The sequence below is a fragment of the Kitasatospora sp. NPDC056531 genome (genome assembly GCF_042794375.1).
Classification (GTDB): domain Bacteria; phylum Actinomycetota; class Actinomycetes; order Streptomycetales; family Streptomycetaceae; genus Kitasatospora.
Genome location: NZ_JBHTTU010000011.1, coordinates 57344 through 66960 on the forward strand (window position 1 = coordinate 57344; position 9617 = coordinate 66960).

The following is a 9617-nucleotide window of genomic DNA, read 5'->3' on the forward strand; positions in this document are numbered from 1 at the left end:
TCGGAAGGGTCGCGCGCTCACCGCGCGAGCAGCGGCAGCGGTGCCCCCGTACGAGCGGGCAGTTCGAGGCGGGTCAGCAGCGCCGACGGCGAGACCTCGACCACCCGGCAGCCGGCCCGGTGCCGGCAGTGCCGGACGACCGACGTGCCGCGCAGCCGGTCGAAGCCGCGCCGGGTGGCGGCGCCGAGGACGAGAAGGTCGTCCGGGCCGGTGACGGCGGCGACCAGGGCGGGCCCCGGCTCGGCGTTCACCACCATGGGGTGGATGACCAGGCCGGAGGGGTAGCCGCCGTAGGCCTGTTCGAAGGCGATGTCCAGCCGCCGCCGGGCGGCGTGCTCCAGCTCGGAGAGCGGGCGCAGCCCGTCCTTGTCGCCCGCCGTCCACGCGGCGACGGGCACCAGCACGGCCTCGTGCCGGGCCGCCTCGCCGACGGCGTGGTAGAGGGCGGCCAGGCTGCTCAGTGATCCGCTCAGGCCGACGATCACTCGGGATGTGCCGGTCATGGCCGTTCGCCTCCGTCTCTCCGGTAGGTCACTCCGGTCGAGTTCCGCCGGTTCGGTACTCCTTGCTTCGGATGACTCCAGTGAACCCCCGAACAGCAACGTCCGTACGGCCGCTGACACGGTCATGACGCCGGTCGCGCACATCTTGACGGCCCTCTGACAGGTCCGCCGCTTCGGAGGCCTCAGCCCAGTCCCGGCACGAACTGGATCAGCAGGTCGATCGCCTTGATCCCGAGGAACGGCAGGATCAGCCCGCCCAGCCCGTACACCCGCAGGTTGCGCCGGAGCAGGTCGGTCGCGGAGGAGGGCTGGTAGCGCACGCCGCGCAGCGCCAGCGGGATCAGCGCGATGATGATCAGCGCGTTGAAGATGATCGCGGAGGCGATCGCCGAGGTGGGGCTGTGCAGTTCCATGATGTTGAGGTGGTGCAGCCCGGGGTAGGCGTTCGCGAACATCGCGGGGATGATCGCGAAGAACTTGGCCACATCGTTGGTGATCGAGAAGGTGGTCAACGCGCCCCGGGTGATGAGGAGTTGCTTGCCCACCCGGACGATGTCGATCAGCTTGGCCGGGTTGGAGTCGAGGTCGACCATGTTGCCGGCCTCCTTGGCGGCCGGGGTGCCGGAGTTCATCGCGACGCCGACGTCGGCCTGGGCGAGGGCGGGGGCGTCGTTGGTGCCGTCGCCGGTCATCGCGACCATGTTCCCGCCGGCCTGCTCGCGTCGCAGGTGGGCGAGCTTGTCCTCGGGGGTGGCCTCGGCGAGGAAGTCGTCCACACCGGCCTCCTCCGCGATCGCCCTGGCGGTCAGCGGGTTGTCGCCGGTGACCATGACGGTGCGGATGCCCATCCGCCGCAGCTCGGCGAAGCGTTCGGCGATGCCCTCCTTGACCACGTCCTTGAGCTCGACCACGCCGAGCGCCCGGGCGCCGTGCCGGTCGTGCACGGCGACCAGCAGCGGAGTGCCGCCGGTCTCGGCGATCCGGTCCACCAGCGGCTTGGCCTCCATCGGCAGCCGCCCGCCGGAGTCCACCACCCAGCGGGCGACGGCCGCGGCCGCGCCCTTGCGGATCAGGCAACCGTTGCCGTCCGACCAGCGCAGGTCGACGCCGCTCATCCGGCTGTGCGCGGTGAACGGCACGGGCTGCTGCTCGCCCAGTTCGCCGGGAGCCCTTGGCGGAACCCAGTACTGACGATTCGTCAGTTCGATCAACGAGCGCCCCTCCGGGGTCTCGTCCGCGACGGACGCCAACTGCGCCGCCTCGGCGAGCTGTTCCATCGTGGCGCCGGGCAGCGGGTGCAGTGCGACGGCCCGGCGGTTGCCGTAGGTGATGGTGCCGGTCTTGTCGAGGAGCAGCACGTCGACGTCGCCTGCGGCCTCAACTGCCCGGCCGGACAGGGCGATCACGTTGCGCTGCACGAGGCGGTCCATTCCGGCGATGCCGATCGCGGACAGCAGGGCGCCGATCGTGGTCGGGATCAGCGCGACCATCAGTGCGACCAGCACGATCGTGGTCTGCGGCGCGTGGGCGTAGATGGCCATCGGCTGGAGCGAGACGACCGAGAGCAGGAAGACGATGGTGAGGGAGGCGAGCAGGATGTTCAGCGCGATCTCGTTCGGCGTCTTCTGCCGGTCGGCGCCCTCGACCAGGGCGATCATCCGGTCCACGAAGCTCTGCCCGGGGCGGGAGGTGATCCGGACGATCAGGTGGTCGGAGAGCACCCTGGTGCCGCCGGTGACGGCGGTGCGGTCGCCGCCGGACTCGCGGATGACGGGTGCGGACTCGCCGGTGATCGCCGATTCGTCGACGCTCGCGACACCCTCGACCACCTCGCCGTCCTGCGGGATGACCTCCCCGGCCGGGACGAGCACGATGTCGTGCAGCATCAACTCCTCGGCGGGGAGCACCTCGTGGCGGTGGTCACGGGTACCGACCCGCCAGTGCAGCAGCCGTCGGGCGGTGGTGCCCGCCTGGGCGCGGCGCAGCGATTCGGCCTGCGCCTTGCCCCGGCTCTCGGCCACGGCCTCGGCGAGGTTGGCGAACAGCACGGTCAGCCAGAGCCAGAAGGAGATCACCCAGGCGAAGACGCTCGGGTGGATCACCGCGCTGATGGTGGTGAGCGCCGAGCCGGTCTCGACCACGAGCATCACCGGGTTGCGCATCATGGTGCGCGGGTGGAGCTTGCGGACGGCGGCGGGCAGCGCCTCGGCCAGCTGCTGCCGGGTGATCAGCGTGCGGCGGCCTCCGGGCGAGGACGGGCGGTGGCTCGGGTGGTGCTGCGGGGGCTGTTCGGGCTCGAGGGGCGGGCGGCGGAACCAGTTCTGCTTCTGCTGGTGGTCGGTGGCATCCGGTGTGGTGAGGGCCGAACGGCGCATCGTCTCGGGGACCTTCCGGGCCGCCCCGAAGCGGCGGGGCGGCGGGCTCGGTGGCGACGGGGAACGGCCGACAGCCCACCACCGCAATCGGCAGCGCCAAGCGGCTCTTGACGCAGGCTTGGCGGGGAACCGGCCTTCCTTGACAGTTCCCTGACACCATGATCGATTCGGGCCCTGACCTGCGCGAACTCCTGTTCGGGGCGGGGGGATGACGGGGAATGTCAGGAAGTCGTCAAGGTACGCCCCCGATGCGTAGGCCGTGCGTCAAGGCCGGGTGCCATCGGCGTACTGAGGGTCTCCACTGGAACCGAGGGCCGCCGGACGACGGCCCCGCAGACCCGAGGAGCCAGCCGTGACCACCGCCACCGCCGTCATCGACGTCGACGCCGACCGGCCGTACGAGCGCACCATCCGTCTGGTGCCCGCCGCCGGACGTCAGGACCGCCCGGAGCCGCCCTCGCCGGCTGCGGAGGCCGCCGCGGTCGACGAGGCCCGGACCCGCCCGGCGCACTGCCGGTTCGCGATGCACTACGAGGACTGACCCACCACCGTTCCCGCCTGTTCGTAGGAGTAGCCGCCATGACCCAGCTCATCGCCCCTCCCGTCCCCACCGTCTCCGCTGACGCGCTCGGCGGCCCCTGGCCGGCCTCGGCCCGGCCGGGCCCGGGTGGTGAGGTGCTGGTCGGCGGGGTCGGGCTGGCCGAGGCCGCCGAGCGGTTCGGCACCCCGCTGTATGTGGTGGACGAAGGCGAGGTTCGGAGCCGCGCGCGGGCCTACCGGCGGGCGCTGCCGCACGCCGAGGTGCTGTACGCGGCCAAGGCCTTCCTGTGCAGCGCCATGGCCGACTGGGTCGCGGAGGAGGGCCTCGGCCTGGACGTCTGCTCCTCGGGTGAGCTGTGGTTGGCCGTCTCGGCCGGGTTCCCGGCGCAGCGGATCCTGATGCACGGCAACGCCAAGTCCCCGGAGGAGCTGCGGCTGGCGCGGCGGCTGAGGGTCGGGCGGATCGTCATCGACGGCCCGGCGGAGATCGCCCGGCTGGCCGCGCTGGTGGCCGCCGACACCCCGCAGAAGGTGCTGGTCCGGGTCGTCCCGGGGATCGCCGCCGGACACCACACGGCGGTGCAAACCGGCGTCGGCGGGCAGAAGTTCGGCTTCCCGATCGAGGGCGGCGACGCGGCCGACGCGATCGCCCGGGTGCTCGACCAGCCCGGCCTGGAACTGGCGGGACTCCACTGCCACTTGGGCTCGCAGATCACGGAGGTGGAACCGTACCTGTGGGCCGTGGACGCGCTGGTGCGGTTGCTGGCGGAGGTACGCGACCACCATGGCGTGGAACTGCCCGAGCTGGACCTCGGCGGCGGTCACGGCATCCGCTACCTGCCCGGGGACGCGGAGTTGGACCTCGCCGAGTTCGCCGTCCGGGTCACCGACCGACTGGCGGTGCGCTGCGCCGAGGCGGACTTGGAGGTGCCGCGCCTGGTGGTCGAGCCGGGCCGTGCCATCGCCGGGCCGGCCGCCGTGGCGGTCTACCGGGTGCTGTCCGTCAAGCACACCGCCGACGGCAGGTGCTTCGTCGCCGTGGACGGCGGGATGAGCGACAACCCGCGCCCGGCACTGTACGGATCGCCCTACAGCGTACGGTTGGTGGGCCGCCGCTCGGACGCTGGCACGGCCCGCACGGACGTGGTCGGCCGCCACTGCGAGGCCGGCGACGTGCTGGTGCGCGATGCGGTGCTGCCCGCCGACCTGCGCCCGGGAGACCTGCTCGCGGTACCCGCCTCCGGCGCATACCAGCTGTCGATGGCGTCGGGCTACAACCTGGTCGGCCGCCCGGCCGTGGCGGCGGTAAAGGACGGCCGGGCCCGCCTGCTGATCCGCCGCGAGACGGTCGAGGACTTCCGCCTGCGCGAAGTCGGCCGCTGAGCGGGCCCGGCCGACTTCGCGTGCGTCGGACCGGGATAACGGAAGTGCCAAGATCCCGCGAGGCCCGGCCGTCCCCGCTACGCTCCGCCGCATGGGCGGAGTGGATGTGGTCAACGGCGTCGCCGGCGCCGTGATCGGGATGCTGTTCGCGGTGCTGTTCCAACAGCCCTTGCAGGACACATGGTTCAAGGTGCGCCGGCGCTCGGTCGGAGCGGTGCGAAGCCTTCGATCCAGGTCGGAGTCGAGTCCGTCATGGACGACCTTCTCGCTGGGGCCGCTCCACACCTCGGCGCTGATCGTCGAGGGCGACGGCGAACACCCCATCCCCGCCGAGGGCGTTCACATCCAGGTCCTCGACGGCGAGACCAGGCTCCCGGGCGAGATAGCGCACTGGTGGGACGAGATAGCGGCCGAGAGCAGCCGGCTCCAGGAAGAGGGCCGGACGCCGGTCTGGAACGGTCTCCGGTACGCGGTCGAGTCGCTCGACATCTCCCGGACGCCCGTCGAGGAGCATCCCGAGGTCCGCCTGCGACTGCGGCCCACGGACTACTACACCTTCCTCGCGGCCCAGCAACTCGACCGTCGGACGCCCGACGGATCCACCCTGCGGTCCCGCTACCTCGACCCCGATCGCCCGCTGGAAGCGCCGGCGTTCCTGCAGTGCAGCCTGGGTGTCAACGTCGCCGTGGTGACCGCCGACGACATGCTGGTCGTCAGTCAGCGGAGCAACCGGGTTCGCATAGCGCCGGGCACCTGGAACTCCTCCGTCAACGAGGGCGTGTCACGGCAGATCGACTCGTCCGGCAGGAGTGCACCGGTCCTCCACGCGGTCGCCCGGCGCGGCATGCGGGAGGAACTGTCGCTGGAGCCGCACGAGTACTCGCTCGAACTCCTGGCCTTCGTGCTGGACGTGGAGAAGCGCCACTGGAGCGCCCACTTCTACGCCCGCCTGAACGAGCTGACCCGCCAGGGCCTCCAGGACCGGCTGAGCCGAGGGGTCGCCGACCGGTGGGAACACGAGACCATCGACTACGTTCCCTTCCGCGCGGCCACGGTAGCGGGATACCTGCTCCACCCCGACCGCATCCACCGCTGGGCCCCGGCAGCCCCGGCACTGTTCCACCTGGCGCTGGTCCACGTCCACGGCCGAGCGACGGTCGAACGAGCCGAGGCGCAGGCCGTTCGCCGCTACCGGGCATGACGAGCTGGGGCCTGAGCATTGCGCGAGAAGTCGGCCCGGCCGACTTCTCGCGCAGGCGTGTTCAGGCGCTGGGGATGTCCCCGGCATTGATGGCGCTGACGAATGTCGACCACGTGTCGGCGGGGAAGACGAGCACGGGGCCGCCAGGGTCCTTGGAGTCTCGGACGGCCATTCCACCAGCGGCGATGGGCCCGGTTTCTACGCAATCGGTTGCCTGAGCGCTGTAGCTGCTCTTGTACCAACCCCGGGCGGAGATCTTCGGCATGGTCATGTGCTCACCCTCTCATCTGATCTGGCACTCACGTCTCTGCCTCGATGGCGGTGATCATATCGAGTGACTGGGTTGGGTTCAGGGCCGATGACCGCAGGTAGTCGAAGACGAGTCCGTAGCCGTCCAGCTCTGCCTCTTGCTCCAGATAGTGACTGCTGGTCAGCGTCTCCAGCGACACCGCGCCCGGCGTCGGCGAGTCCGTGAACCCGAACATCACGAATCCGCCGCAGGCCCCGGCTGTGGCGCCGACGTCGAGCGGCACGACCTGCATTCTGACGTTGGGGAGTTGCGCTGCTTCGGCGAGGTAGCGCAACTGTTCCCGGTGCACATCGGCACCACCCACGGGGCACCGGAGCGCCGGTTCCCAAATGATCGCCCAGAATCGCGCCGCGTTGGGCTTGGTCAGAACCGCCTTACGCTCCATTCGCACCTTGACCAGCTGATCGATGCGCTCCGGGCGAACGGCGGCGGGGTTCGCCTCCAGTAGCGACCGGGCGTAGCCCTCGGTCTGCAAGAGGCCCGGGATGACCAGGGGCTGCCACGTCTGGATGTACGTGGCGTCGCCTTCCAGATCGAGAAAGTCTGCGAACGCGGGTGGAATCGTGTCGCCGTAGTCGTGCCACCAGCCGCGCTTCTTGCTTTCCCGGGCGATCGTTTCGAGAGCGTCTCTGGCGGACGGTTCGGTGACGCCGTAGAGATCCAGCAGGACTCCGAGGTCCAAACGCCGGATCCCCACTGAGCCGGTCTCTATCCGGCTGATCTTCGCGCGGGAACACTGGAGAGCCCCGGCGGCATCCTCAGTGGACTTGCTCGCGAGTTCCCGAAGCCGTCGAAGCTCCGAGCCCAGCCGACGGCCGCGCACTGTCGGCCTTGGTCCGTCGTTCATGCCGATCCTCTCTTGCCCTCTCCAATCTGCATTGTGACGGATCGTCGGGGAAGAGCGCACCAGTCTGCAAATTGCAGACTTCATGTTGCGATCAGCGTCGGCGCCAGTGCATGCTACTTGGCGTAGTGCAATGCACTACACAGCGTGATCCTGGCGGCTCATCGCTCGGGCATTCCTTTGCCTTCCGCCGCCCTCCGGATCGCAACCTTTCCCACCACACCCGGAGGAGGCCCTGCCATGCCCGGATCGTTGGAGAAGTACTCCTGCTGGCTACCCCGGCACCACAAGTCCGTCCCCGCTGCCAGACGACTGCTCCGCGACTTCGTCGCCGACCGTCCTGGCGGCGAACCGTTTTTCCGCACCGGCGAGTTGGTGCTGAGCGAGTTCGTCACCAACGCGGTCGTCCACGCCAAGACGCCGCCCGGACGACTCATCTACCTCCAGTTCGAACTCCGCCCCGGCGCGCTCCGCATCGAGGTGCACGACGCCGACCCGAACCGGCCGACCGCGCACCCCGCCGCCGACCACGACGAGGCCGGACGAGGTCTCTGGCTCGTCTCCCAGCTCGCCGCCAGCTGGGGCTGTTGCCCTCGCGCGGGCGGAATCGGCAAGGCGATGTGGGCCCTGATCGGAGGCGCGCAGTGAACGTCGAACTCCCCTTCCCGGTGTCCGTCGAGATCAAGGGCGTCACCAAGGTCGCCACCTTCTCCAAGCTCTCCGACGCCCTCGACGCCATTCGCACCAGCCTCGCCCGGCTGCCCCTCGACGACGACCAGGCCGGCTACCTCGCCGACCTGTTCGGCGAGGCCTCCGCCGCCCGAATCGCCCGCCAGTTGGTCGAGTTCGGCGCGGTGCGCGCGATCGCCTTCATCGGCATCGAGTCCGCCCACTCGATCTACCTGCGCTCGGAGGAGGCTCCCGAATGACCCGGCGACTCACCTGGGCCCGCATCGAGGTGTGGTGGTGCCTGAACGCCCAGTTCTCCCGCCCGATCCGCGCCATCAGCCCCCGCCGCCAGGCCGCCCACGTCGAGATACAGCTCTGGGCGGCCGTCCCGGGCAACGCCGAAGCGCTGCTGCGCGCAGTACTCCAGCAGGCCGCCGACCACCCGCTCGCGTAAACCGGTAACCCGGTTGCTTCGCCCGCCCGCCCTTGCCGCCCGGAATGTGTCCAACGCCTGGTCACGACACGGGCGGCACGGCGGTGGGGTGGCGGGTGATCGGGTGGCTGATCTCGAACTTCGGGGCCGACGAGCGGGTTTCGTTAACCTCGACGACAGTTCGTGTCATGGGACAGCAACCGACTTGGGAGAGAGCATGAAGGTTCTCATCACCGGCGGCGCCGGATTCATCGGATCCACCGTTGCCAGCGCCTGCCTGGACGAGGGCATCGAGCCCGTCCTCCTGGACGACCTGTCCACCGGACGGCCCGAGTTCGCCGCCGGCCGTACCTTCTACCAGGGCGACATCTCCGATGGCGATCTGATCGACCGCATCTTCCATGACCACCCGGATATTCACGCCACCATCAACTGCGCCGCCCGCATCGTCGTCCCCGATTCCGTCGCCGACCCGCTCGGCTACTACGATGCCAACGTCACCAAGGGCCTGGCCCTGGTCACCCGTCTGTTGCGCAACGGCTGCCACCGGCTCGTGTTCTCCGGCTCGGCCTCGATCTACGACTCCGGCCAGGCCATCACCGAGGCCGCTCCGCTCAAGCCGCTGTCCCCGTACGCGCGCACGAAGGCCGCCTTCGAGGGCGCGCTGGAGGACATCACCGGTGGTACCCCGCTGCGCGTCATCACCCTGCGGTACTTCAATCCCATCGGCGCCGACCCCAAGCTCCGCACCGGCCTGCAGACGACCCGGCCGACCCACGCCCTCGGCGTCATGATCGACCGCTACCGCGCGGGTGAGTCGTTCCCGGTCACCGGCACCGCCTGGCCCACTCGCGACGGCTCCGGCATCCGCGACTACGTCCACGTCTGGGACCTGGCCGCGGCCCACATCGCCGCCGTACGCCGGTTCGACACCGTCGTACCCGAGGCCGGGCCCCGCTACCTGCCCGTCAACCTCGGTTCCGGCAACGGCACCACCGTCTTCGAACTGATCAAGGCCTTCGAGGACGTGACCGGCGAGCCACTCGCCCATCACCTCGCCGACGCCCGTCCCGGTGACAACGCCGGCGCCTACCCCGCCATCGACCGTGCCCGCGACCTACTGGGCTGGAACCCGGCCCACACCCTCCAGGACGGCATCGCCGCAGCCCTGGCCTGGAACAGCGCCCGCCACACGATCCTCAAGGACGAGTGATGCCTCCTGCCCCACCACGGGCGCAACGGGGGGGGGAGGGGAGCGTTGTTTTCGCTCGCGGGGGTTGCCCCCCTCCCCCCCCCCCCCCCCTCCCCCCCCCCCCCCCCCCCCACCCCCCCCCCCCCCCCCCCCCCCCCCCCCCCCCC

Annotated in this window: 11 protein-coding genes; 7 read left to right on the plus strand and 4 right to left on the minus strand. The window is 70.5% G+C overall.

Annotation, left to right across the window (positions count from 1 at the left end; translation table 11 throughout):
• Positions 1 to 17 precede the first annotated feature (17 nt).
• Together ACFQ87_RS13465 and kdpB are read right to left on the minus strand one after the other, a co-directional pair.
• The gene (locus ACFQ87_RS13465) at positions 18 to 503 is read right to left on the minus strand and encodes a universal stress protein (protein WP_380610851.1); all 486 of its coding nucleotides are present in this window, start codon (positions 501 to 503) and stop codon (positions 18 to 20) included.
• Positions 504 to 685: 182 nt separating this feature from the next.
• Positions 686 to 2878 carry a potassium-transporting ATPase subunit KdpB gene (kdpB, locus tag ACFQ87_RS13470; RefSeq protein ID WP_380610852.1) on the minus strand — a complete coding sequence of 731 codons (2193 nt, stop codon included), beginning with the start codon at positions 2876 to 2878 and terminating at the stop codon, positions 686 to 688.
• Positions 2879 to 3230: 352 nt separating this feature from the next.
• Here kdpB and ACFQ87_RS13475 point away from each other — a divergent pair, with 352 nt between their 5' ends.
• From ACFQ87_RS13475 to ACFQ87_RS13485, 3 genes are all read left to right on the plus strand, one after another.
• Positions 3231 to 3419 carry a hypothetical protein gene (locus ACFQ87_RS13475; RefSeq protein WP_380610853.1) on the plus strand — a complete coding sequence of 63 codons (189 nt, stop codon included), beginning with the start codon at positions 3231 to 3233 and terminating at the stop codon, positions 3417 to 3419.
• A 38-nt stretch (positions 3420 to 3457) separates the two neighbouring features.
• The gene (lysA, locus tag ACFQ87_RS13480; RefSeq protein WP_380610854.1) at positions 3458 to 4801 is read left to right on the plus strand and encodes a diaminopimelate decarboxylase; all 1344 of its coding nucleotides are present in this window, start codon (positions 3458 to 3460) and stop codon (positions 4799 to 4801) included.
• A 91-nt stretch (positions 4802 to 4892) separates the two neighbouring features.
• Positions 4893 to 6002, plus strand: a complete 1110-nt coding sequence (locus tag ACFQ87_RS13485) for a hypothetical protein (RefSeq protein WP_380610855.1) — start codon at positions 4893 to 4895, stop codon at positions 6000 to 6002.
• Positions 6003 to 6063: 61 nt separating this feature from the next.
• On the opposite strand, the gene ACFQ87_RS13490 is transcribed toward ACFQ87_RS13485, so the two are convergent.
• A complete protein-coding gene (locus tag ACFQ87_RS13490) occupies positions 6064 to 6273 on the minus strand; it encodes a DUF397 domain-containing protein (protein ID WP_380610856.1) in 210 nt (69 codons plus the stop codon).
• 28 nt (positions 6274 to 6301) lie between these two features.
• The gene (locus tag ACFQ87_RS13495) at positions 6302 to 7159 is read right to left on the minus strand and encodes a helix-turn-helix domain-containing protein (RefSeq protein ID WP_380610857.1); all 858 of its coding nucleotides are present in this window, start codon (positions 7157 to 7159) and stop codon (positions 6302 to 6304) included.
• A gap of 237 nt (positions 7160 to 7396) precedes the next feature.
• Between ACFQ87_RS13495 and ACFQ87_RS13500 the strand changes: the two genes are divergently transcribed.
• From ACFQ87_RS13500 to galE, 4 genes are all read left to right on the plus strand, one after another.
• Complete coding sequence (locus ACFQ87_RS13500) at positions 7397 to 7804, plus strand: ATP-binding protein (protein WP_380610858.1); 408 nt, start codon at positions 7397 to 7399, stop codon at positions 7802 to 7804.
• The gene (locus ACFQ87_RS13505; protein ID WP_380610859.1) at positions 7801 to 8085 is read left to right on the plus strand and encodes a hypothetical protein; all 285 of its coding nucleotides are present in this window, start codon (positions 7801 to 7803) and stop codon (positions 8083 to 8085) included. Before ACFQ87_RS13500 ends, ACFQ87_RS13505 begins: the two co-directional genes overlap by 4 nt.
• Complete coding sequence (locus tag ACFQ87_RS13510) at positions 8082 to 8279, plus strand: hypothetical protein (RefSeq protein ID WP_380610860.1); 198 nt, start codon at positions 8082 to 8084, stop codon at positions 8277 to 8279. The genes ACFQ87_RS13505 and ACFQ87_RS13510 overlap by 4 nt, the downstream gene beginning before the upstream one ends.
• Positions 8280 to 8475: 196 nt before the next feature.
• On the plus strand, positions 8476 to 9471 hold the full coding sequence (gene galE, locus ACFQ87_RS13515) for a UDP-glucose 4-epimerase GalE (protein ID WP_380610861.1): 996 nt from the start codon (positions 8476 to 8478) through the stop codon (positions 9469 to 9471).
• Positions 9472 to 9617 lie beyond the last annotated feature (146 nt).